Origin of the sequence: Pseudoalteromonas sp. A757 (assembly GCF_004103285.1) — a bacterium.
GTDB lineage: Bacteria > Pseudomonadota > Gammaproteobacteria > Enterobacterales > Alteromonadaceae > Pseudoalteromonas > Pseudoalteromonas galatheae.
On the sequence record NZ_QNQN01000071.1, the window covers coordinates 126,415 to 148,909 of the forward strand.

Annotated in this window: 20 protein-coding genes; 15 read left to right on the forward strand and 5 right to left on the reverse strand. The window is 44.6% G+C overall.

Translation table 11 applies throughout. The annotated features are described in order from the left end of the window. Positions 1 to 106: 106 nt before the first annotated feature. The 5 genes from asnA (at position 107) to DRB05_RS14840 (ending at position 5,769) form a co-directional block, all read left to right on the forward strand. On the forward strand, positions 107 to 1,102 hold the full coding sequence (gene asnA / locus DRB05_RS14820) for an aspartate--ammonia ligase (protein ID WP_128727631.1): 996 nt from the start codon (positions 107 to 109) through the stop codon (positions 1,100 to 1,102). A 926-nt stretch (positions 1,103 to 2,028) separates the two neighbouring features. Continuing rightward, positions 2,029 to 2,652 (forward strand): guanylate kinase, encoded by a 624-nt coding sequence (gene gmk, locus DRB05_RS14825; protein ID WP_128727632.1) that lies wholly within the window; start codon positions 2,029 to 2,031, stop codon positions 2,650 to 2,652. 87 nt (positions 2,653 to 2,739) lie between these two features. After that, positions 2,740 to 3,015 (forward strand): DNA-directed RNA polymerase subunit omega, encoded by a 276-nt coding sequence (gene rpoZ, locus DRB05_RS14830; protein WP_010374289.1) that lies wholly within the window; start codon positions 2,740 to 2,742, stop codon positions 3,013 to 3,015. Between the two features lie 248 nt (positions 3,016 to 3,263). Beyond that, positions 3,264 to 5,366, forward strand: a complete 2,103-nt coding sequence (gene spoT / locus DRB05_RS14835; RefSeq protein WP_128727633.1) for a bifunctional GTP diphosphokinase/guanosine-3',5'-bis pyrophosphate 3'-pyrophosphohydrolase — start codon at positions 3,264 to 3,266, stop codon at positions 5,364 to 5,366. A gap of 10 nt (positions 5,367 to 5,376) precedes the next feature. Continuing rightward, complete coding sequence (locus DRB05_RS14840) at positions 5,377 to 5,769, forward strand: RidA family protein (protein WP_128727634.1); 393 nt, start codon at positions 5,377 to 5,379, stop codon at positions 5,767 to 5,769. A 290-nt stretch (positions 5,770 to 6,059) separates the two neighbouring features. Here the strand turns inward: DRB05_RS14840 and DRB05_RS14845 are convergent, their stop codons facing one another. From DRB05_RS14845 to DRB05_RS14855, 3 genes are read right to left on the reverse strand one after another with little or no spacing between them, the layout of a single operon-like run. Continuing rightward, positions 6,060 to 6,566: a DUF3299 domain-containing protein gene (locus tag DRB05_RS14845; RefSeq protein WP_128727635.1), complete on the reverse strand. Its 507-nt coding sequence runs from the start codon at positions 6,564 to 6,566 to the stop codon at positions 6,060 to 6,062. Between the two features lie 10 nt (positions 6,567 to 6,576). Beyond that, on the reverse strand, positions 6,577 to 7,962 hold the full coding sequence (locus DRB05_RS14850; protein ID WP_128727636.1) for an ABC transporter permease: 1,386 nt from the start codon (positions 7,960 to 7,962) through the stop codon (positions 6,577 to 6,579). Further along, positions 7,956 to 8,648: an ABC transporter ATP-binding protein gene (locus DRB05_RS14855; protein ID WP_128727637.1), complete on the reverse strand. Its 693-nt coding sequence runs from the start codon at positions 8,646 to 8,648 to the stop codon at positions 7,956 to 7,958. Before DRB05_RS14855 ends, DRB05_RS14850 begins: the two co-directional genes overlap by 7 nt. 188 nt (positions 8,649 to 8,836) lie before the next feature. Here DRB05_RS14855 and DRB05_RS14860 point away from each other — a divergent pair, with 188 nt between their 5' ends. From DRB05_RS14860 to DRB05_RS14890, 7 genes are all read left to right on the forward strand, one after another. Next, complete coding sequence (locus DRB05_RS14860) at positions 8,837 to 9,937, forward strand: phosphoribosylaminoimidazolesuccinocarboxamide synthase (RefSeq protein ID WP_017218410.1); 1,101 nt, start codon at positions 8,837 to 8,839, stop codon at positions 9,935 to 9,937. Between the two features lie 116 nt (positions 9,938 to 10,053). Continuing rightward, positions 10,054 to 10,686, forward strand: coding sequence for a methylamine utilization protein (locus DRB05_RS14865; protein WP_128727638.1), 633 nt, complete (start codon positions 10,054 to 10,056; stop codon positions 10,684 to 10,686). Continuing rightward, a complete protein-coding gene (locus DRB05_RS14870; RefSeq protein WP_128727639.1) occupies positions 10,683 to 13,019 on the forward strand; it encodes an EAL domain-containing protein in 2,337 nt (778 codons plus the stop codon). The genes DRB05_RS14865 and DRB05_RS14870 overlap by 4 nt, the downstream gene beginning before the upstream one ends. Beyond that, entirely contained in the window at positions 13,006 to 13,833 is an 828-nt protein-coding gene (locus DRB05_RS14875) for a DUF3034 family protein (protein WP_128727640.1), read from the forward strand. Before DRB05_RS14870 ends, DRB05_RS14875 begins: the two co-directional genes overlap by 14 nt. Then, positions 13,834 to 14,253 carry a group 1 truncated hemoglobin gene (locus DRB05_RS14880; RefSeq protein ID WP_128727641.1) on the forward strand — a complete coding sequence of 140 codons (420 nt, stop codon included), beginning with the start codon at positions 13,834 to 13,836 and terminating at the stop codon, positions 14,251 to 14,253. Positions 14,254 to 14,466: 213 nt separating this feature from the next. After that, entirely contained in the window at positions 14,467 to 14,868 is a 402-nt protein-coding gene (locus tag DRB05_RS14885) for an adenylyltransferase/cytidyltransferase family protein (protein WP_128727642.1), read from the forward strand. 4 nt (positions 14,869 to 14,872) lie between these two features. Further along, a complete protein-coding gene (locus DRB05_RS14890) occupies positions 14,873 to 15,712 on the forward strand; it encodes a sulfurtransferase (RefSeq protein ID WP_128727643.1) in 840 nt (279 codons plus the stop codon). Between the two features lie 67 nt (positions 15,713 to 15,779). Here the strand turns inward: DRB05_RS14890 and DRB05_RS14895 are convergent, their stop codons facing one another. After that, positions 15,780 to 16,748, reverse strand: coding sequence for a class 1 fructose-bisphosphatase (locus tag DRB05_RS14895; protein ID WP_095728022.1), 969 nt, complete (start codon positions 16,746 to 16,748; stop codon positions 15,780 to 15,782). A gap of 154 nt (positions 16,749 to 16,902) precedes the next feature. Here DRB05_RS14895 and DRB05_RS14900 point away from each other — a divergent pair, with 154 nt between their 5' ends. Further along, on the forward strand, positions 16,903 to 19,326 hold the full coding sequence (locus DRB05_RS14900) for a zinc-dependent metalloprotease (RefSeq protein ID WP_128727644.1): 2,424 nt from the start codon (positions 16,903 to 16,905) through the stop codon (positions 19,324 to 19,326). A gap of 56 nt (positions 19,327 to 19,382) precedes the next feature. On the opposite strand, the gene argE is transcribed toward DRB05_RS14900, so the two are convergent. After that, positions 19,383 to 20,531, reverse strand: a complete 1,149-nt coding sequence (argE, locus tag DRB05_RS14905; RefSeq protein ID WP_128727645.1) for an acetylornithine deacetylase — start codon at positions 20,529 to 20,531, stop codon at positions 19,383 to 19,385. A 177-nt stretch (positions 20,532 to 20,708) separates the two neighbouring features. Between argE and argC the strand changes: the two genes are divergently transcribed. Both argC and argB read left to right on the forward strand, forming a co-directional pair. Beyond that, on the forward strand, positions 20,709 to 21,719 hold the full coding sequence (gene argC / locus DRB05_RS14910; protein ID WP_193554577.1) for an N-acetyl-gamma-glutamyl-phosphate reductase: 1,011 nt from the start codon (positions 20,709 to 20,711) through the stop codon (positions 21,717 to 21,719). Then, positions 21,716 to 22,495, forward strand: a complete 780-nt coding sequence (gene argB, locus DRB05_RS14915) for an acetylglutamate kinase (protein ID WP_128727647.1) — start codon at positions 21,716 to 21,718, stop codon at positions 22,493 to 22,495. Before argC ends, argB begins: the two co-directional genes overlap by 4 nt.

The window sequence follows — 22,495 nt, forward strand, 5'->3', positions numbered from 1 at the left end:
AAAATAATTATGTAAAGGTGTTTTTGTTGAGGGTTATTGATGTTTGTGTCTATTTCTTTAAATATAAACTCAACAAAACGACAAATTCGGGAATGAGGACCTAACCATGTTGAGCAAGTATCAAGAGACACAAAAACAGATAGCACGAGTAAAACAAGTATTTTCAGCACAGCTAACCGAGCAATTGGGTTTAGTTGAAGTACAAGCACCTATTTTGGCGCGTTTGGGCGACGGTATTCAAGACAACCTAAGTGGCCACGAGCAGGCGGTACAAGTAAAAGTGAAAACGCTACCGGATGCGCAGTTTGAGGTAGTGCATTCACTTGCTAAGTGGAAGCGTAAAACACTAGGCGATTATGGCTTTGCTAAAGGAGAAGGCCTCTATACGCACATGAAAGCGCTACGCCCTGACGAAGATAAGCTATCGCCAATCCATTCTGTCTATGTGGATCAGTGGGACTGGGAAAAGGTGATTTGCGAAAACACTGAGCGTTCGCTGGCAAAATTAAAAGAAACAGTTGAAACCCTTTATCACTCAATTAAAGCAACGGAAAAAGTGGTTGAGGATGAGTTTGGCATTGCGGCATTCCTCCCTGAGAAAATTACGTTTGTGCACAGCGAAGAATTACGCACTATGTATCCAGATTTCACAGCCAAGCAACGTGAAAAAGCGATTGCTCAAGAATATGGCGCGGTATTTTTAATTGGTATTGGTGGGGAGCTTGGTGACGGTAAGATCCATGACGTTCGCGCGCCGGATTATGACGACTGGTCAACGCCAACGTGCGATAAATATCAAGGGCTTAACGGTGATATTTTAGTTTGGAACCCTGTGCTAGAAGACGCTTTTGAAATCTCATCAATGGGTATTCGTGTTTGCCCAGACTCACTTGCAAGACAGCTTAAATTAACCGATGACGAAGCACGCTTGAGTTTAGATTGGCACCAACAATTAGTAGCGGGCGAATTACCACAAACCATAGGAGGTGGTATTGGCCAATCACGTTTAGTGATGTTGCTGTTGCAAAAGCAGCACATTGGTCAGGTACAAGTTGGGGTATGGCCTGAAGAAGTGCGCAGCAGCGTAGCTGATTTGCTTTAAACAGATCGCGAGGTGAGCTCGCTCCTACGGGTGAATGCTCTGGTAGGAGATGCTTTATGCGGCGAGCAGTTAAAAGATCGCCAGGTGAACTCGCTCCTACGGGGGGAATATTCTGGTAGGAGCCGATTCACGCGGCGAACAGTGAAAAGATCGCGAGATGAACTCGCTCCTACGGGTGAATACTCTGGTAGGAGATGCTTTATGCGGCGAGCGGTTAAAAGATCGCGAGATGAGCTCGCTCGAACTGGGTTGATATTTTGGTAGGAGCCGCTTCACACGGCGAGCAGTGAAAAGATCGCGAGATGAACTCGCTCCTACGGGGTGAATATTCTGGTAGGAGCCGCTTCACGCGGCGAGCTGTTAAGAGATCGTGAGATGAGCTCGCTCCAATTGGGTTAATATTTTGGTAGGAGCCGCTTCACGCGGCGAGCTGTTAAGAGATCGCGAGATGAGCTTGCTCCAACTGGGTTAATATTTTGGCAGGAGATGCTTTATGCGGCGAGCGGTTAAGAGTTCGCCAGGTGAACTCGCTCCAACTGGGTTAATATTTTGGTAGGAGCCGCTTCACGCGGCGAGCTGTTAAAAGATCGCGAGATGAACTCGCTCCTACGGGTGAATACTCTGGTAGGAGGTGCTTTATGCGGCGAGCAGTTAAAAGATCGCCAGGTGAGCTCGCTCCAACTGGGTTAATATTCTGGTAGGAGCCGCTTCACGCGGCGAAATAACACTCCGTTTTAGAGGAATAAATTTAGCACAGTGATAGGTTTCTGGGTTACTCACAACGCTGAATTTATTCCTCGACTTTTCCTTGTTTTGATCCCTAGTGTATTCTTATTACTTTACTCGGTATAATGCCCGCTTTTAGCACTGCGGCAGACTTGAGTAAACCAATATTACTCGGCCGGTATTTATTGTTGAGAACGACTATGACATCAGCTACACGCGGTAATCTGTTTATCCTTTCTGCACCTTCTGGTGCGGGTAAATCAAGTTTAATTAAAGCGCTACTGGAAAAGCACGACGACATTAAAGTGTCGGTGTCTCATACCACACGAGCCCCTCGTCCGGGTGAAGAAAATGGTGTGCATTATCACTTTGTTTCTGTCGATGAGTTTAAGCAATTGATCGACAAAGGTGACTTTTTCGAGTGGGCGCAAGTATTCGAAAATTATTACGGCACTTCAAAACAAGCGATAGAAGATCAACTTGCCGCTGGTATTGATGTGTTTTTAGATATCGATTGGCAGGGCGCGCGTCAGGTGCGTGAGTTGATGCCTGAAGTAAAGACCATCTTTATCTTACCTCCTTCAACTGCGGAGCTAGAAAAACGCCTAAATGGTCGTGGTCAAGACTCTCAAGAAGTAATTGCAGGTCGCATGGCTGAAGCGAAATCAGAAAGCTCACACTATAACGAGTTTGACTATATTCTAGTCAATGATGACTTTGAGCAAACACGTGGTGAACTTGAGCATATTGTGATTGCCGCAAGACTTGAGCAACAAGCACAGTCTATCCGTCATCAAGCACTTATCGCCGACTTGCTAAAATAATTACTTTTTAACCATCAATACTTGGCGAAAGGCTAGACATACAGTAAACTAGCCTTTTGCATAATGAACTGAATTTGGAGTGCTTCGATGGCTCGCGTAACTGTAGAAGATGCAGTAGATAAAATTGGTAACCGCTTTGACTTGATTTTAGTAGCAGCGCGTCGCGCTCGCCAAATTTCTGTAGGCGGTAAAGATCCTATGGTTGATGCTGAAAACGACAAGCCAACCGTAATCGCGCTACGTGAAATTGAGCAAGGTTTTGTAACCACTGACTCGCTTGATATTATCGACCGTGAAGAGCAGCAACACCAAGAAGCAGCAGAGCTTGCTGCAGTAGCTGCAATCGTTGGTGGCAATCGCTAATCCAACTACTGTCTAGATTCAATAATGCCAGCTTTTTTGCTGGCATTATTGTTTTATAGCAATCGAAATTAAGCAAATTGATATAAATCACCAGCAAATTACACAACGCGTAACGCCTTTAACTTCCTAACAAGTAGCATAAATTGTTCATTGGCATTGCTGGTGTTTCATCGTATATTCTTAAGTAACTAGCTTGTAACCCGTTTTATACTCATCGAGTATAGCTTCTCTGAAACATTGGAGTGTGAATGTATCTGTTTGAAGGCCTCAAAAAGAAAATCTCAGAATATTTGTCACCAGAAGACGTCGATTTGGTGCAAAAAGCCTATGTCGTGGCCCGTGAGGCACACGAGGGACAGACGCGCTCTAGCGGTGAGCCCTATATTACTCACCCAGTAGAAGTAACCCAGATCCTTGCGAGCATGAAGCTTGACCATGAAACACTCATGGCTGCGCTTATGCACGATGTTATTGAAGACACAGACTTTAGCCAAAACGACTTAGCGGAGATCTTTGGCGATACGGTCGCTGAGCTGGTGGAAGGGGTGTCAAAGCTCGATAAACTGAGCTTCAAAGATAAAAAAGAGTTCCAAGCCGAAAACTATCGTAAGATGATCATGGCGATGACGCAGGATATTCGTGTCATTCTTATTAAACTTGCAGACAGAACGCACAATATGCGAACGCTAGGCGCTTTGCGTCCTGACAAGCGTCGTCGAATTGCCCGCGAAACACTAGAGATCTATGCGCCAATTGCAAACCGCCTTGGTATTCATGATATTAAAAATGAGTTAGAGGATCTCGGATTTCAGGCGTTATACCCGATGCGCTATCGTGCATTACGTTCAGAAGTCGCCAAAGCTCGTGGTAATCGTAAAGAAGTGATCAGTAATATTCAGTCTGAAATTGAATCTAGACTGGAAGAAGCGGGTATTCAAGGCTCTGTAAAAGGCCGTGAAAAGCACTTATATAGCATTTACCGCAAGATGCTGAATAAAGAGTTGATGTTTAACGAGGTAATGGACATTTATGCTTTTAGGATCAATGTCGACAACCTGGATACTTGTTACCGTGTGCTAGGCGTTGCGCATAATTTATATAAGCCAATTGAAACTCGCTTTAAAGACTATATTGCCGTACCGAAAACCAATGGTTACCAGTCCCTTCATACGTCGTTGGTAGGTCCGCACGGTATTCCGGTAGAAATCCAGATTCGCACTCATGATATGGATCATATGGCGGATAAAGGGGTAGCAGCGCACTGGATGTATAAAAAGTCTGGAGATAATGCAGGCCATACCGCGCAGCAGCGTGCGCGTCAGTGGATGCAAAGCTTGCTTGAACTGCAGCAAAGCGCAGGCTCGTCTTTTGAATTTGTGGAAAACGTTAAAACCGAATTATTCCCAGAAGAAATTTACGTCTTTACGCCAGATGGCCGCATTGTCGAGTTACCGATGGGCGCAACGGCGGTAGATTTTGCCTATGCCGTGCATACCGATGTGGGTAATACCTGTGTAGGTGCTCGTGTAAACCGCAAGCCTTATCCATTGAGTAAAGCGCTGGATACCGGCCAAACTATCGAGGTTATTACCAGCTCAGGTGCACACCCTAACGCGACTTGGCTGAACTTTGTGGTAACGGGTAAGGCACGTCTTGGGATCCGCAATTACCTCAAGAGCCAACAAGAAGAAGAAGCGATCCAACTGGGCCGTCGTTTGCTCGATTCGGCACTGGGTGAGTATAAGCTAGATGATATTGCCCAAGAGCAAATCGACAATGTACTTGAAGAACATAACCTCAATACCTTGTTGGAGCTGTTGGTTGAGATTGGCTGTGGCAATATCATGAGTGTGTTGATAGCGAAACGTTTACTGCAAGATGATAATGCGGTAGAAGATATTGCTAAACGTGCTAAAGCCGCGATAATCGGAACAGAGGGCATGTTAGTAACCTATGCTAAATGCTGTCGTCCTGTGCCGGGTGACGCTATCACAGCATATATGAGCCAAGGTAAAGGCCTAATGGTTCACCGCCAAGAATGTAAAAATATCAAAGGTTGGCGCAACGAGCGTTCGAAGTATTTCGTCGTGAAGTGGGAAGACAACCCAGAGAAAGAATACATAGCAGCGCTGCGTGTGGAAATTATTAACCACCAAGGGGCGCTGGCTAAATTAACCAATGTTGTTGCGACAACTCAAGCTAACATTGTCGAAATCGCAACGGACGAAAAAGAAAGTAATTTATACGTGATTGATTTAGGTGTTACCGTGAAAAACCGAATTCATGTCGCTGATATTATGCGCCGAATTCGAGTAATGCCAGACGTGCAACGCGTGTATCGTAAAAAATAAAGGAACATTAATGAACAAAGCAATTATTTCAACAGATAAAGCGCCAGCGGCAATTGGCACTTACAACCAAGCGGTAAAAGTTGGTACTGCGGTTTACTTATCTGGCCAAATTCCATTGGTACCAGAGACGATGGAATTTATTTCTGAAGATTTTGCAGAGCAAACGCACCAAGTATTCAAAAACCTTATCGCAGTATGTGAAGAGGCTGGTGGCGAGTTACAAGATATGGTTAAGGTTAATATCTTCCTAACTGATTTGGGCAACTTCGCAACGGTAAATGAGATAATGGCTCAGTATTTTAGAAAGCCATACCCAGCTCGTGCTGCTATTGGTGTAAAAGAACTACCAAAAGGTGCACAAATTGAGATTGACGGTATTATGGAGCTGCCTTCAACGAACTAAGCGCTGTGCTTCAGTAAGCTGTATACTCATTTGCCCCCGCACTTGTGCGGGGGCAAATTATTTGTGCAGCAAAAATAATTCTAATTAGCCTAAATTCTTGCTCAATTTGAAAGAATAAACCTGACGCTGACAGCGTTAAAATTTCTTATTTAGAGCAACTAAATAAGAAATTTTTGCCTCGCCTACATCGATGTGGGTACCTTGGCGATAGCAGTGTTATTGGCAAGATTTTCTCGCCTCAAAATAGAGCACTTAATTAAGACAATAGATATAAGCAAGACAAAATAGTACTACAACTCAAATGGCGCGACGCCTTTGGCTTCCATCATATAACCTGTTTGCGCGATGTCGCCTTTCCAAGTAGAAACCTTAATCGTACCACTGACAGTGATTGCATCATACAGGCTCTCAATCGGAACACCGCCTTTGATTTTGACATGAACAATTTGGTTCGGTGGTGGCGGCGGCACGTGAATACAAGCACCAAAGTAGGGAACCAACAGGAATTCGGTGATGACTTCGCTGTCACCTTCAAGTGGCACGACAAAGCCGGGTAAACTCACCAGTTGACCGTCTAGTTCTTTGACGACTGGGGCATCTAAGTCAGGCTGCACCCAATTTTGTTCGGCGCCATCATGGCTTGCCGCATCTTGATTGCTAATCTGGACATGCCCTTTTGGAATTAGATCTTCCCAAAATATCTCCTTAGGAGGTGCCGCGCTTGCGATACCACTGAATATCATCGCAGCGATGAATGCAATGAAGTAAAAAACGTGAGTTCGTGCGGTTAACTGCATCTTGATCCTCTTAGGTTTTAATTTGCATGCCGTCGGCAAGCGAGTAAAAATAAGCACGGGCGGCAGGAATTGCGCCTATCAAAGTACCTGCACCTATAATAACGCTTAGTAGCATGAGTTCATAGGTTGAGAGCGCCGAGATATTTAGGACTACGCCAAATTGACTTTGTAGGCCGGATTGGGCAGCAATGAGCAAGGCATAAAAAAGCGCAACACCGAAAATACATCCTAACACGGTGATAAAAATTGCTTCGCTGATGAGGAGCGTAAAGATATGCCAAGGCCGCGCACCAACGGAGCGCAGGATAGCAAGTTCTCGACGCCTTTGGTTCAACGTGGCGAGCAATGAGGTTAACATGCCGAGCAAGCTTATCAACACCACTGCAAGGGTAATGAGAAGCAAGATTTTTTCGACAATATCTAGCATTTCCCATAATTCTCTTAATGTCACCCCTGGCATAATTGCCAGCAAAGGCTCGCCTTTATACTGATTAATATTTCTGCGCACTTGGAGGGTATAGAGCGGTGAATCAAAGCCAAGTAAAAATGCAGTGATTTGCTTTGTCGAGCCAATTAAATCACCGGGTTTGGAGTCGAGGTTGTGAACTAGAGCATTATTGTTTTTACTGTCATGCTCATGCTCATGCTCATGCTCATGCTCATGCTCATGCTCATGCTCATGCTCATGCTCATGCTCATGCTCATGCTCATGGTGCGTTGCATCTTGTTTTCGTGCAACTATTCGAGATGGCTTGCTGTGGCCTGAGCTATGCATGCTCTCAATGGCACTTAACGGCACATGTAGCGTTTTATCTACAGGCGTTCCTGTAGCTGCCAAAATGCCAGAAATAACCAGCGGATTGTCATCATGATGATGGAAACTGGTATTGCCCATGCCATGAGAAATGACGATTTTTTGTCCCAGTTGATAACCCAGCTTTTTTGCGACCATAGCCCCAAGCACCACTTCTTGGCTATTGTGAAATGGTCGACCAGCGGCAAAGGTGAGGTGTTGTTTTTTAGCGTATTGATAATGACTGAAGTAACTTGTATCAGTGCCCAGCACAGCAAAGCCTTTGTGACTATCGCCTAAACTAATGGGAATGCTCCAAGCAACACCGCGCTGCGCCTTGATATACTCGTAACTTTGCCATTGTATGGCATTATTGGCGTGACCAATTCTAAATACGCTTGAAAGCAAAAGCTGAATATCACCAGTACGTGCACCGACAATTAAGTCAGTGCCAGAAATAGTGTTCGCAAAGCTAGATTTTGCGTCTTGGCGTACACGCTCAACCGACAGCAGTAACATGACACTAATTGCAATTGTCACTAGAGTTAGGGCAACGCTGGCTTTTCGGTTTAGCGTACTTTTCCACGCAAGTTTGATTAGCATAGCGGTGCTCCTTGTTGTAAATCAGGTAAGCTTATTTGCCTATCAAATAACGGCGCTAAGCTTTTGTCGTGACTGACAAAGAGAATAGATGCACTGTAAACTGCGGCTTGGCTAAAGAGTAATTTAATAAATCCATCACGGCTGTCGGCATCGAGGGCTGAGGTTGGCTCATCGGCAATAATGATTTCGGGCCTGCCAATAAATGCGCGAGCGGCGGCTACGCGCTGCTGTTGGCCAATACTTAACTCCGCGACACTGCGCTGCTGAGTGTGCTCGTCTATACCAAGATCAGAAAGCAGAAGTTTAGCTTCCTGCTCAAGCGACTTATTCTGCGAGGAGATGTTTTGCCTGCGCTTTTTGGAAAATTCGCAGCCAAGGGTAACGTTTTCAATAGGCGACAAATAGGGCAACAAATTAAAGTTCTGAAAAATAGTACCTATATGGTCGGCTCTAAACTTATCTCGTTGGCCACGGCTCAGTGCGCTCGCGTTTGTACCTGCAATTTCAATTACTCCCTGCTGGCAATCCAAGGTGCCGGCAATCAATCCAAGCAAAGTCGATTTACCGCTGCCGCTTGGACCATGTAAAAACACGTGTTCACCTCGGGCGATATGTAGCTTAGGTATGGTTAGCACCGCAGTGCTCGACTTAGGCCATGTAAACTGTAATTGAGATATCGTAAGCATAACGCCTCAACGCTGGTAAATAATATTGTGATGGTATAACAAGAATGACTAAAGCAAAACCAAGTTAAGCTCAACAACAAGCGTGTAAGTTAAATTGTGATTTTTGTTCAGCTCGACTATTATAGCGACCCTAACCCCCTCATTATTTTGTGCCCTTTAGCAAGGCGCATCCTGTCATTGGAGTAACAATGAGTAGCTACAAAGTTTTAGACGTTAATGACGATCTTCCAATTCGCACTAAAGGTGCGGTTCACAGTGGTAAAGTACGTTCAGTTTATTGGTTAACCGACGCCGACAGTGCACGTTTAATTGAAGAAAAAGGCTATCAAGTCCCGGTTGGTACAGAGCTGGCAATTATGGTCATTTCAGACCGTATTTCAGCATTTGATTGTATTTGGCAAGGTGAAAATGGTCTTAACGGTGTACCGGGTAAGGGCATTGCGCTTAACAGCGTTGCTTCACATTGGTTTTCACTTTTTGATAAAGCTGGCCTTGCAGGTAATCACATTGTTGATATTCCACATCCTTATGTTTGGATTGTGCGTAAAGCCAGTACGGTAAGAGTTGAAGCGATTGCGCGTCAATATATTACCGGCAGTATGTGGCGCGATTACGCAAAGGGCGTAAGGGAGTTTTGTGGCTTGCAATTACCAGAAGGTTTAGAGGCCAATCAAAAACTAGATAATGTCTTAATCACACCATCAACCAAAGGGATCATCAAAGGTTTAGCAGACGTACCAGAAGTGGATGACGTAAACATCTCTCGTAAAAACATCGAAGATAATCTTGCGGCGTTCAACTTTAAATCTGCGGCAGATGTGGATAAATACGAGCAGTTGCTAACCGAGGGCTTTGCCCTGATCAGTAAAGAGCTTGAGAAGCTTGATCAGATCTTTGTAGATACTAAATTTGAGTTTGGTTACGTTGAAGATAAAGACGGCCAAGAGCGCCTAATTTACATTGATGAAGTGGGTACGCCTGACTCGTCACGTATTTGGGATGGCCCAGCTTATCGCGATGGTAAGATCGTTGAAAACTCAAAAGAAGGTTTCCGCCAGCTATTGATAAATAACGTACCAGATAGCGATGTACTGCTGAATAAAGATCGTATGCCTGAGCGTGAAGCACTTGCTCGCGACTATCTATTGCCAGAAGCTGTAATGATGTCAGTGAGCGAAACTTACGTTGGGATCGCAAGTAAAATCGTTGGTCGTGAGCTAACGATCCCTGCAGATCCTCGCCAAGAAGTTATTGATATTCTTGATAAGCAGTACGGTTTAATAGATTAATTCCTTTTCAATTGCTCTGATAAACACGTTTATTAGGGCAATTTCCTCAATTCACTTGCTTTTCATTGCAAGGTCTCTTTTACTTAACCTAATTGTTGCAAAAAATAGAGCCAGATATGCGAACGTCTGTTCTGCTCCCACTAAGTTTTTGTTTTTTATTTCTTTTAGATTTAAACTTTGCAAATGCAGGGCAATTAACTGTGCTTGATGGCAAAGGCAAGCCCTTGCAGCACGCAGTTGTTGAGTTGATAAACGAGCCTGTCGAGGCTATAGCAAACGATGTGGCTGTTATGGATCAAATCAATAAACAATTTGTTCCTTTCATCCTCACCATCCAAAAAGGACAATTGGTTAATTTTCCCAATAGCGATGATATCCGTCATCACGTTTATTCGTTTTCTGCGGTAAAACCTTTTGAGCTAAAGCTATACGCTGGCACGCCAAATCAACCGCTTAAGTTTGAAAACGCTGGTGTAGTGGTATTAGGTTGTAACATTCACGACTCTATGGTGGGCTATATTTATATTGCAGATGACAAGCGCGTATTGATATCTGATGCGAATGGATTGGTGACTTTGCCGAACTCTACAAAACAAGTAACGGTGTGGCATCCTTATCAAGATAATGACATAGACAGTCGGCAAACCGTTCAAATAGTGAACACAATGGCGCCAATGTCCGTAACTATAAAAACAACTTATCCAGCGCTGCGTAATACCTTTGGCGAGCGCTTTGGACAACATGAATGAATAATAGCTTTAAAAATAAAATAATCAGTCTTTGTATTTTGCTTATCTTAGTAACAGCAGGGATGAGCTTGGCAAGTTTTTGGTGGTCCACAAGTAAATTCAATGAAGCGCAAGTACAAAGAAAAATTCAAGTGGCGCAAAATGTTTATCAGCAATATTTAAAATCGCGAGAGCAGTTATTAGTCACTGCAGCCACCGTACTCACCTCTGATTTTGGCTTTAAACAAGCGGTGGCGACGAGGGATGCACAGACTATCAGCAGTGTTTTGCTTAATCACTCTCGCCGTATTGATGCCGACTTAATGCTGCTGTTAGATGTGAAAGGTGACCTGATCTCCGCTAATAGGGAAGGGTTAGACTTTCCTAGCGACACCAGAACTTGGATGCAAGCTTTGCAAAGCCATACTGAGCACTCAGCTTTTGTGGTGCTTAGTGAGCAGTTGTATCAAGTGATTATTTTGCCTGTTCGGGCGCCCAGAACTATTGCATACTCAATTATTGGCTTTGAAGTAGGCACAGCTGTCGCTGCGGAGCTTAAAGACCTTACAGGAATGGAAACAAGCTTTGTTGGGGTTGCTGACAACCTGAAAGCAAGCTCGTTGCCTGCACTTGCGCTTGGTAGCGATTTATTTACTTTCCTAGCGGCGCAAAAAACAACGCGTTGGTTTAGTCAGTATGCGGTATACGAAAGTGCAGAGGTGAACTTACCTTCTCTTGATAGTAACCCAGTGAGTTTGGTACTTAGCGCGGATTTAACTACTCAGTATCAAGAATTCGATAAAATGGTGTTGACCATTATTTTACTCTCTCTCGGTACGATTCTTATTGGTTTTATTACCAGTGGTATTGTTGCCAAAAACCTTACCGCACCGCTTAGTAAGCTTACTGAGTTGGCAAAATGCTTTGCAAGAGGAGATTACTCCGCCAAACTCGAAGAGGCTCGACCGACCCAAGAAATTTGCCAGCTTGTTGATGCTTTTAATGATATGGGTGAAGACATTCAAGAGCGTGAGGAGCAGATCCGTTTTCAAGCTAGTCATGACCATTTAACAGGGTTTTTTAATCGTAATGCGGCTTTGGATAAGTTGCATTACATGCTCAGTGGCGGCGCTGAATATTATTTTATTGCCATAGACATAAAGGGGTTACGCCATATCAACGACAAACTCGGCCCTCGGGTAGGAGATGATTGTATTAAAGCCGTAGCGAACCGGATAGCGGAGATTAATACTGCTGAAGGCGGATTGAATGTTAGGCTTGGCGGCGATGAGTTTTTAGTTGCACACCCCGCGAGTGCGTGCGCCGATCCGCAAAGTGCTGTGCTCGGTATTGTTGAATGTGCTGAAATGCTAAATCAAGGCTTGAGTAAACCTTATACTGTGCAGGGGTTAGATATTTCGCTCCACTTTAGTATCGGCGTGGTGCATTACCCCAAACAAGCGCATACTCCTGAGGATGTCGTTCGCCGGGCTTTGATCGCAGTTGATACTGCGGCGCACGATGGCCATGATGTTTACTACTATCAATCAGGTGAAGATGAAGCCCATCTAGAGCGCCTGCAAATTATTGATGAACTAAAACACGCTATCGCCAACGACGATGGTCAGCTTTTTATGACCTACCAACCAAAGCTAAATATGAAAACCAATCGTATTGACAAGGTTGAGTCTCTTATTCGTTGGCAACGTAAAAATGGTGAATGGGTGTCGCCCGAACTATTTATCGATCTTGCCGAGCAATCAGGTTTGATTGTTGAGTTAACTCAGTGGGTAGTAAAAACCGTGGTGTCTCAAGTTGCTAACTGGGTACGTCAAGGTGAACGTATCAAGGCGGCTATTAATGTATCGGCACAAGACATTGCAGATAAAAACTTCTTGTCTCATCTTAAGACGCTACTAGACACATATAACGTCAAACCTGAGTTGATCACCATAGAGCTTACTGAGCGAGACATGATTGAGAATGAGGAAAAAGGCATTGCGGTTCTCCAAGCGCTCAAACAGCTTGGCGTACAGGTCTCACTTGATGATTATGGCGTGGGTCAAACCTCCCTTGGTCGATTAAAAATGTTACCTATTGATGAGCTGAAACTCGACAAGGTATTTATTTTAAAGCTCGCCCAATCGGAAAAAGACCAATTTATTGTGCGCTCCACCATCACGCTTGGTCACCAACTTGGTTTTAGCGTGGTTGCGGAAGGCGTTGAAGACAAGGCATCGCTTGAGCTACTTGAGTCAATGCAGTGTGATTATGCACAAGGTTACTATCTAAGTAAGCCGCTGAAAGCCGCTGACTTTGACCTGTGGCTGGGGAGATATAATGAAGTGGGCTAATGTTTTTGCCCTGTGCTTATTACTATGCGGGCCAACTTACGCCGCAACAGGAAAGTTACTAGCGACTCCTGGGGTATCACAGGTCGAAGGTAGTGCCGGTGGTGGCATTGTGCCGTGGGCGCAGCTTGCTGGATATGCTTCGGAAGATGAATGGTCGGCCAGCGGGTTTTGCAGCCGAGCTAGTCTGAAAGACTACCAGCTCGATGTGTGTGGCGTTCAAGCCAACTTATTCGATCGCGTAGAGTTAAGTTTCGCTCGGCAAAACTTCGATGTGGATGCGCTTAATCTTGATATTGAGCAAGATATTGTCGGTGCCAAGGTGCGGCTATATGGCGATATTGTCTACAGTAAATATCCACAATTGAGCTTTGGTATTCAGCATAAGTCCTTGGATGATGCTACGGTTGCCAATTTGCTCGGCGCTGAAGATGACTCAGGAACGGATTATTACTTAGCTGCAAGCAAACTGCATTTGGGCGCTGTAAGCGGTTATAACTGGTTCTGGAATATTACGCTGAGACATTCTCGGGCTAATCAACTTGGCATATTAGGTTATGGTGGAGCTAACGATAGTGCGCCTTGGCAACTAGAAGCCAGCAGTGCAGTGTTTTTATCTAGGCATTGGGCTGTCGGTGCAGAGTACCGCCAAAAATCCAACAACCTTGGGCTTGGTGAATCAGATTGGAAAGATGTATTTGTCGCTTGGATCCCGAATAAGTCAGTGAGTGTTACGGCGGCATGGCTAGACCTTGGAAAAATCGCAGGGCAACCTTCTCAAACGGGTTGGTATCTATCTGTTACGGGGTACTTTTAAATGAAATGGCTTCCACTAACGGCAATCTTGCTTTTCCTCGTGGCGTGTAGTGCTTCAACCCCACAAACCTCCCTGTATGAGCAAATAGGTGGAAGCGTTGGCGCAGAAAAGCTAGTAGATGCGTTTATTAAACAGATTGGCAATGATGACGTTATTTTACCGTATTTTAGAGAGTCCAATGTTAGGCACTTTCGTGAAGGGTTTATCACTCACCTATGCGATACCTTAGATGGCCCTTGTGATTATGAAGGTGATAGCATGGTGCAGATCCACACTGGCATGGCTATTAGTGAGTCTGACTTTAATCGGGTGGTTGATCTCTTGATCAACGCAATGAATGAGGTTGGGATTGCTCACTCTGTACAAAATCAAGTTTTGGCACGCTTAGCACCGATGCGAAGTGAAGTCATCAAATTGTAGTCTCGATAGCAAAAGCGTGTAGGAAAATCTGTTTCTATGTTGTTATTTTGTATTAAAGATCTCAACCTGATTGAGTAAAGAAAAAGCTGAATTTTATTGCTTAGTCCTGTAATCTAATAGCCAAATTATCTTAAATTTCGTCACGGTTTTAGAGACAAATAAATACCAAAATGAGTTACAACTCAAACCGTGCTGCTTAAAAAGAGAGCCAAGTTGAAAAAAGTTATCACATTTGGAACCTTTGATGTATTCCACGTTGGTCATGTTAATATTTTAGAACGAGCGAAAGCACTGGGTGATTATCTCATTGTGGGGATTTCATCAGATGAGCTTAACTTTGCGAAAAAAGGTAGAAATCCAATATACTCAATTGCAGATCGTCTAAAGATCATTAGCTCATTGCAATTTGTCGATGAGGTGTTTGTGGAGGAATCTCTGGAGCTAAAAGCACAGTATATCAAAGACTTTGATGCCAATGTTCTGGTGATGGGTGATGATTGGAAAGACAAGTTTGATATGTATAACGATATCTGTGATGTGGTTTACTTAGAGCGTACCCCATCAATTTCAACAACGGAAATAATAGAGGTCGTGCGCAGACCCGAAGGAAAATAATAGCATGAAGCACGTGGTCGATAGGGATTGGCTCTTTGCAAATCTTGGCAAAGTGAAAGTATTGGATGCTGGCATTGTGAAACCGGGTCAGTCTGGCCCTTACAACGCTCCTGCAATCATCCAAGGTGCGCTGCGTTTTGATATTAGTGGCGCGTTGGCTAATCCCCATGCTACCTCCCCCAACATGTGCTGCAGTCCAGCTCAATTTCAAGCAGAAATGCGACAGCTTGGTATCAACCAAAATGATGTGTTAATCGCTTACGATGATAAGGGTATGTTTAGCGCTGCCAGAGCTTGGTATATGCTCAAAATGATGGGTCATAAACAAGTCTATGTACTGGATGGCGGATTACCTGCTTGGTGTGAAAAACAATATCCTTTGAGTCAAGCATACGCACAAGCCCAACAAGCGGGAAACTTTGTCGCTGCATATGATGAAACAGCATTTGTTGATAAAGCCGCTGTGGTTAGTAATATTGACGCTGAACTGAGTTATCTATTTGATGCTAGAGGTGCAAAGCGCTTTACTGGTGAAGAGCAAGAACCTCGTGCAGATATGCGCAGCGGTCATGTGCCAAAAAGTAAAAACCTGCCATACACGAGTTTGTTAAATGCCGATGGCCGTTTTAAACCACTCACTGAGCTTGAAGTGCTATACAACGACTTATCAAAGGATAAAACTAAGCCTCTGATATTCTCTTGTGGCTCAGGTGTTACAGCTTGTATTTTAGCGCTGGTGGCTGACGAGCTAGGTTATAAACAGTTGACGGTATATGACGGCTCGTGGAGTGAATGGGGCGCTGATCCCGATGTGCCCGTTGAGACGAGTTATACCACTATTTAATGTGAAAAAGGTGCCATTGGCACCTTTTTCATTTGCGAAGCGAGCTATCTCCCCGCTTCAAAATAGCTCACTTATGATAAGCAAGGCAAGCTTCAACTTCATGCTTTGAACCTAAGATAACACCAACGCGTTGGTGTATTTCCTCAGGTTGAATATCCAAAATGCGTTCACGACCAGTGTGGGCAATACCGCCTGCTTGCTCGACAAGCATCGCCATTGGATTGGCTTCGTAAAGTAGGCGAAGTTTAAACGGTTTGTTTGGATCTTTACGATCTTCTGGGTAAGTGAATAGTCCGCCACGACATAATACGCGGTGAACATCGCCAACCATTGCTGCTATCCAGCGCATATTGAAGTTTTTACCACGCGGCCCGGTTTCACCTTCAAGTAGATCGGCAATGTAGTTTTGCATTGCTGGGGTCCAATGGCGTTGGTTTGAAGCGTTAATGGCAAACTCTTTCGTGTCTTCAGGAATGGCAGCAAAGTCTTGCGTGAGTAGGAAGCTACCGTGTGTTTTGTCCAGCGTAAACAAGCGAGTTCCCTTGCCTGTTGATAGCGCTAACATGGTTGATGGGCCATATAACACATAGCCCGCTGCTACTTGTTTATGACCCGGCTGCATAAAGATCGCAGGATCGCTAGGATCTGAACCTTCAGGGGCTTCCATTATAGAGAAAATAGTACCAACTAGTGAATTAATGTCGGTATTGGATGAACCATCTAACGGATCGAAAGCGACAATATAGTTCGCTTTTGGATTGCCGGCGACGGTGTAATCTTCTTCTTCAGAAGCGATAGCTTTGACATAGCCAGATTCAAGCAAAATATCTTTCAATAGCTGGTTTGAAAGTACATCGAGCTTCTTTTGCGTTTCACCTTGAATGTTCTCATCTAAGGTTGAACCTAATACACCTGAAAGTGCACCTTGGCCAACACGGAACGATATTTCTTTACATGCCGCGAGAATGGTTCGGATTAGAGAAACCAACTCACGAGAACAACCATCTTCAATTAACACCGGAGGGAGTCTACGCATTTTTTAAATCCTGATCACCTTGTGTTTATGGCAATAAATAGTGTGAGAGGTGCCATAAACTGCGCTGTAATTCGTCTTGAAAGGCTGTAAATTGTATACGATTTCATATACAACTGGGGTTAAGCCTCAAAACCATAAATAACAAAGAGCAGCCATGAGAAAAATAACGTGCTTTACTCAAACTGTAACCACTTTGCTACTGTGTATGATAACCCAAGCACACGCAGCAATTAAGTCTATTGATGAATTTACTGCCAGTTTTAATCATCATCCCGGTTTTTATGCCTTCTATAGCGATGATTCGAGCGGCAAACTTTACTTAGATATCGACAAACTAGACGCTCCTTTCTTGTTACAGCATAGTTTACCTTATGGTGTGGGTTCGAATGATATCGGCTTAGACCGTGGCCAGTTAGGCGGTACGCACTTAGTTCAATTTGAGCGTTTTGGTAATAAGGTAATGCTGCGCGCTATAAACACTTATTATCGCGCAAGTGCGAATAATATGGCAGAAAAGCAAAGCGTTAAAGAGGCTTTTGCTTCAAGCATTCTACACGGGTTCAGTGTGGTTGCAGAAGATAAAGACAGTGTGCTAATTGACTACACGCCTTATCTACTCAGCGACGTGCATGGCGTGTCTCGCACGTTGGCAAATCGTAATCAAGGTAGTTTTAGCTTAGACTCAAGCCGCAGCGCTGTGTTTATGTCGCGTTCAAAGGCATTTGTTAAAAACACAGAACTGGAAGCCGTGTTGACATTCAAAGGCACAAAGCCTGGTGAATATGTACGCCAGGTGAGTGCGGAACCTTATACGCTAACAGTACATCAGCACCATTCTTTAATTGAGCTGCCTGACGATAACTACCAGCCACGTGCGTTTCATCCGCAATCGGGTTATTGGAGTATCGAGCATAAGGATTACTCTGCAGCGCTTGGACAGTCAATGTTTGTGCGTTACATTCCTCGCCACCGCTTAAAGAAAAAAGACCCAACTGCACAAGTCTCGGAGGCCGTAGAGCCAATTATTTACTATCTTGATCCTGGTGTACCTGAGCCTGTCAAAACTGCATTACTTGATGGTGCCAAATGGTGGGACCAAGCATTTGAGGCAGCAGGCTATAAAAATGCGTTTCAAGTCAAAGTACTCCCTGAAAATGCCGATCCTATGGATATTCGCTACAACGTGATCCAATGGGTGCATCGCGCGACTCGAGGGTGGTCATACGGCGCGTCGGTGATAGACCCGCGTACCGGTGAAATTTTAAAAGGTCACGTGACGCTAGGCTCGCTGCGTGTCCGTCAAGATATTCTTATTGCCGAAGCACTTTCTGCGCCATTTGTTGAGGGTAATGAAGTGACTGAGCGACTTCATGCTATGGCGCTAGACCGTATTCGTCAGTTGAGTGCACATGAAATTGGCCACACGTTGGGCATTGCACACAACTTCTCAGCGTCGGTAAAGGATCGCGCGTCAGTCATGGACTATCCACATCCACTAGTAGGATTTGAAAATGGCCAACTTGATATTACCAAGGGCTACGCAAAAGGCATGGGCGCGTGGGATACGCAAGTGATTAAATATGGTTATAGTGATTTCGGTGACGTTGATGAAGCCACTGAGCTTGCAGCTATTCTCGCTGAAAATAAGGCGCAAGGGCTTGAGTTTATCTCTGATTCAGACGCCAGAGCACAGGGCGGAGCGCATCCAACGGCGCACCTTTGGGATAATGGGGCAGATCCCGCAGCCGAATTACTGCGTGTGCTGGATGTCCGCAAGCAGGCGTTGAATAGCTTTGGTATTCACAGTATTCAAAAAGGAGTTGCTCTGTCGCAGCTAGAGGAGAAGCTGGTCCCACTGTATCTTTTCCACCGTTACCAAGTTGAAGCCGCAGTAAAACTGATTGGTGGCGTGGACTATGACTATGAAGTCCGTGGTGACGAGGTGATAAAAGGCGCGAAAGTCGTGGCTAAAGAGGTACAGCAAAATGCAGCCAATGCGCTTTTGAGTACGCTCTCACCTGCGGCGTTGACTATTCCTGACTCTATTTTGGCGTTAATACCTCCTAAGGCTTACGGTGAGTATAAAACTCGCGAAAGTATCAAGGGGAGAACAGGGCTAACTCTAGATGCGATGGCATTACCAGAAGTTGCCGCACTCCATAGCCTTGACTTGCTGCTTAATCCACAGCGATTAAATCGTCTCGCACAGCAGCATGCACGTGATACTCAATATTTTGGTACTCAAGCACTTTTAGAGGCTTTATATCAGCAGGTATTTGCTCAATCAGGCAGCAAAGGTATGGCTCAAAAGCTACAGCAACGAGTGCAATACCTAAGTGCAACCAAGCTTGTAAAACTGAGTAACAACGATAAAGTCGCACCTGAAGTGCAAGCGCAGTTAAAGTTTTATTTAGCAAAAGTTGCGAAAGACTTTAATCAGTCCTCGGTATTTAGCGATGTTGCTTTTGATCAAGCGTTTAAACATATGCTCGCACAGCAAATCAATCACTACTTAGATTCGGGAGAGTGGCCTGAAAGCTTTAAGGCGCTTGAAATGCCGCCAGGCTCACCAATCTAGCCTTTAAAGCAAAGCTGAAAAAAGGGCGCTCGAGTGAGCGCCCTTTTTAGTTATAATTAACTAAAGCAACTTTCTCTTATTAGCTGCTTAATTATATCCTGACTTGGCTGGATTTTTTCCATTGCTAAAAACTCGTTGGGTTGGTGTGCTTGATTAATTGAACCTGGTCCCATAACGATAGTTTCGCAGCCTAGCTGCTGTAGAAATGGAGCTTCGGTGCAATAGTTTACCGCAATTGCTTGTTGTCCTGACAGGCGCTCAGCCATTTTCACTAAAGCAGAATCCGTTGAGCCGGTAAAAGCCGGAATGGGCTCGTGCATATCTATAACCGAGACACTATTTGGATAATGTGTATTGATGGGGGCCACCGCTGCCGTAAGCATGGCTTGTAGTTCCTTGATACTCAGGCCAGGCAAAGGACGCATATCAATATGTAGTTCACAACAGCCACAAATACGGTTGGCATTGTCGCCGCCATGAATGTGTCCGAGGTTTAAAGTTGGGTAAGGAATAGCAAAATGTGGAGTTGAATATTTATTCTTTAATTCTTCTCTTAACTTTAATAAATTTGCAATCACCTGGTGCATGATTTCAATGGCATTTAAGCCGCGCTCTGGATCTGAGCTATGGCCTGAACGACCAACGATACGGATGGCGGTCGTCATATGCCCTTTGTGGGTAAATACCGGCACCATATCAGTGGGTTCACCAATAATACAGCGCGCCGGTTTCAAGCTTGGATGTTTCGCAATTTCCTGAGCACCAGCCATGGTGGTTTCTTCATCGGCGGTGGCTAAAATCATGATAGGAGCATTTTGCTGTAATTCATCAAGCTCTGAGATTGCATTCAATACGAAAGCAAAAAAACCTTTCATATCAATGCTTCCAAGACCATATAATTTATTATCTTGCGCGCTTAATTTAAAAGGATCGAATTGCCAGCGGCTATCGTCGAAGGGAACGGTATCCGTGTGGCCAGCCAGCATTAACCCACCATCGCCACTGCCTCGTCTTGCAATTAGATTATATTTTCCTTTTGCATGTTCAAGCTCTGTTACTTCGACGGTAAACCCTAACGTTTCGCACCACTGTGCGAGTAGCTGGATCACATTCTGATTACTCATGTTGAGACTTTCTTCTAATGCACTGATAGATGGCGCGGCGATCAGTTGCTGATACATTTCCATAAAAGCGGGCAATTTCATAAAAATTCCTAAAATACTTATTCAAAGTTCTTGCATAAAAATATAAAGATGTTTAGAGTGAATATCAATTCACTTTTTTAGCATAAATATATTTTGGAGCAGCAATGCGACGATTTGACTTCAACAATTAGCAGAACCAATCCTAATCAAACTTTTTTTAATCTTGAGAACACTATGTTGAAAGTATCTATAATCGGAGCGAGCGGCTACAGTGGCGCTGAGCTTGCTAAGCTGGTTGCCAAGCATCCTGCCTTCACACTTGCGCATTGCTTTGTATCTGAGCAAAGCTTAGACAAACACAAATTCATCAGCGATTTATATCCAGAATATTCGGGCTTGCTAGATATTGAGCTGCAACCCTTAAATGAGCAAGCTTTTTCGTTGATAGAGCAATCATCGGACTATGTGTGTTTATGCACGGATCACAAAGTTAGCGTAGAACTTGCACCGGTATTTTTACAGATGGGCAAACGGGTTTTTGACCTATCTGGAGGTTACCGTTTATCTAGCAATGAAGACTACGAAACTTACTACGGTTTTTCTCACCCACATCAAGACTGGTTAGCGCAAGCGCAATACGGGTTAGCTGAATGGTATGGCGATGCTATTAAAACGGCAAAGTTAGTGGCGGTCGCGGGCTGCTATCCGACTGCGGCACTCAATGCACTCAAGCCATTACAACAAGCTGATTTGATAACAGAGCAACCAGTTATCATCAATGCTGTTTCTGGCGTGACTGGCGCGGGTAGAAAAGCGAATGTCGCCACACTCTTTTGCGAAGTATCTCTTGCACCATACGGTTTGTTTACGCACAGACATAGTCCAGAAATAGAAAAATATCTTGAACACCCGGTGTTGTTTACACCGCATTTAGGGAACTTTAAACGTGGTATCTTAGAAACAATCTACGTCACCCTGAAAGAAAATGTCACGCCAAATCAAGTCGATGCTGCTTATCAGGTGCTTGCCGATGAGCCGTTGATCAGATTAAAGGGGAGTCAACTCCCATCAATTAAAGCCGTTGAAAATCAGCCTTTTGTTGATATTGGCTGGCAGCAAAAGGGCAATCAACTGATCGTGGTTGTCGCGATTGATAACTTGCTTAAAGGGGCAGCAGGCCAAGCATTACAGTGTATGAACTTGGCGGCGGGACTTGAGCATTATCAAGGTTTAGGAGTAGTAGCATGAGTAAGCAAACTTGGGTGATTAAACTAGGTGGTGCGGTGTTGAATCAAGAGGGGGCAGCACAAGCATTGTTTTCAGCTATCAAGCAAATTCAACAGGATGCACCACACAAGCAGTTTGTGATTGTTCATGGTGGTGGGGCGCTAGTTGATAAGTGGTTGAGTGATGCCGGTTTTGCTACTGCAAAACATCAAGGACTGCGGATCAGTCCGCAAGAGCAAATGCCGTATATTGTTGGTGCACTTGCAGGCTGTGCCAACAAGCAACTGATGGCGGACGCCATTACCGCCATGCTCAAGCCCGTTGGACTGTGTTTGTATGATGCAGGGTTTAGCACAACTCAAAAGCTTAAAGCGCTTGGTCGCGTAGGTAGCTGTGAAGCAAGCGAAGGCGGTATGCTTGAAGCGGTGTTGGAGTTTGACAGATTGCCTGTTGTCAGTTCAGTTGGTATTGGCGCTGACGGCCATTTATACAACGTGAATGCGGATGAAGCAGCGGCTGCTATCGCCAGTAAACTTGGTGCAGAACTTATTTTTATGACTGATGTTGAGGCGGTACTTGATGGCGATAAACAGCCATTAAATCAACTTAACGCGGAACAGATCTCAACGTTAATCGCGCAAAAGGTCATTGTGGGCGGGATGGAGGTCAAAGTTAAGACCAGTCTTCACGCTGCCCAACACTTACGACGAGGGGTGTACATCTCTAGCTGGCAAAAGCCAGAAAATTTAATTGCGTTGCTCAATGGTGAGCACGTAGGTACACAAATTCTGCCGTAG

Coding starts and splice junctions, on each gene's coding strand:
- asnA (WP_128727631.1), top strand. CDS start 107: ATGTTGAGCAAGTATCAAGAGACACAAAAACAGATAGCACGAGTAAAA.
- gmk (WP_128727632.1), top strand. CDS start 2,029: ATGACATCAGCTACACGCGGTAATCTGTTTATCCTTTCTGCACCTTCT.
- rpoZ (WP_010374289.1), top strand. CDS start 2,740: ATGGCTCGCGTAACTGTAGAAGATGCAGTAGATAAAATTGGTAACCGC.
- spoT (WP_128727633.1), top strand. CDS start 3,264: ATGTATCTGTTTGAAGGCCTCAAAAAGAAAATCTCAGAATATTTGTCA.
- DRB05_RS14840 (WP_128727634.1), top strand. CDS start 5,377: ATGAACAAAGCAATTATTTCAACAGATAAAGCGCCAGCGGCAATTGGC.
- DRB05_RS14845 (WP_128727635.1), bottom strand. CDS start 6,566: ATGCAGTTAACCGCACGAACTCACGTTTTTTACTTCATTGCATTCATC.
- DRB05_RS14850 (WP_128727636.1), bottom strand. CDS start 7,962: ATGCTAATCAAACTTGCGTGGAAAAGTACGCTAAACCGAAAAGCCAGC.
- DRB05_RS14855 (WP_128727637.1), bottom strand. CDS start 8,648: ATGCTTACGATATCTCAATTACAGTTTACATGGCCTAAGTCGAGCACT.
- DRB05_RS14860 (WP_017218410.1), top strand. CDS start 8,837: ATGAGTAGCTACAAAGTTTTAGACGTTAATGACGATCTTCCAATTCGC.
- DRB05_RS14865 (WP_128727638.1), top strand. CDS start 10,054: ATGCGAACGTCTGTTCTGCTCCCACTAAGTTTTTGTTTTTTATTTCTT.
- DRB05_RS14870 (WP_128727639.1), top strand. CDS start 10,683: ATGAATAATAGCTTTAAAAATAAAATAATCAGTCTTTGTATTTTGCTT.
- DRB05_RS14875 (WP_128727640.1), top strand. CDS start 13,006: ATGAAGTGGGCTAATGTTTTTGCCCTGTGCTTATTACTATGCGGGCCA.
- DRB05_RS14880 (WP_128727641.1), top strand. CDS start 13,834: ATGAAATGGCTTCCACTAACGGCAATCTTGCTTTTCCTCGTGGCGTGT.
- DRB05_RS14890 (WP_128727643.1), top strand. CDS start 14,873: ATGAAGCACGTGGTCGATAGGGATTGGCTCTTTGCAAATCTTGGCAAA.
- DRB05_RS14895 (WP_095728022.1), bottom strand. CDS start 16,748: ATGCGTAGACTCCCTCCGGTGTTAATTGAAGATGGTTGTTCTCGTGAG.
- DRB05_RS14900 (WP_128727644.1), top strand. CDS start 16,903: ATGAGAAAAATAACGTGCTTTACTCAAACTGTAACCACTTTGCTACTG.
- argE (WP_128727645.1), bottom strand. CDS start 20,531: ATGAAATTGCCCGCTTTTATGGAAATGTATCAGCAACTGATCGCCGCG.
- argB (WP_128727647.1), top strand. CDS start 21,716: ATGAGTAAGCAAACTTGGGTGATTAAACTAGGTGGTGCGGTGTTGAAT.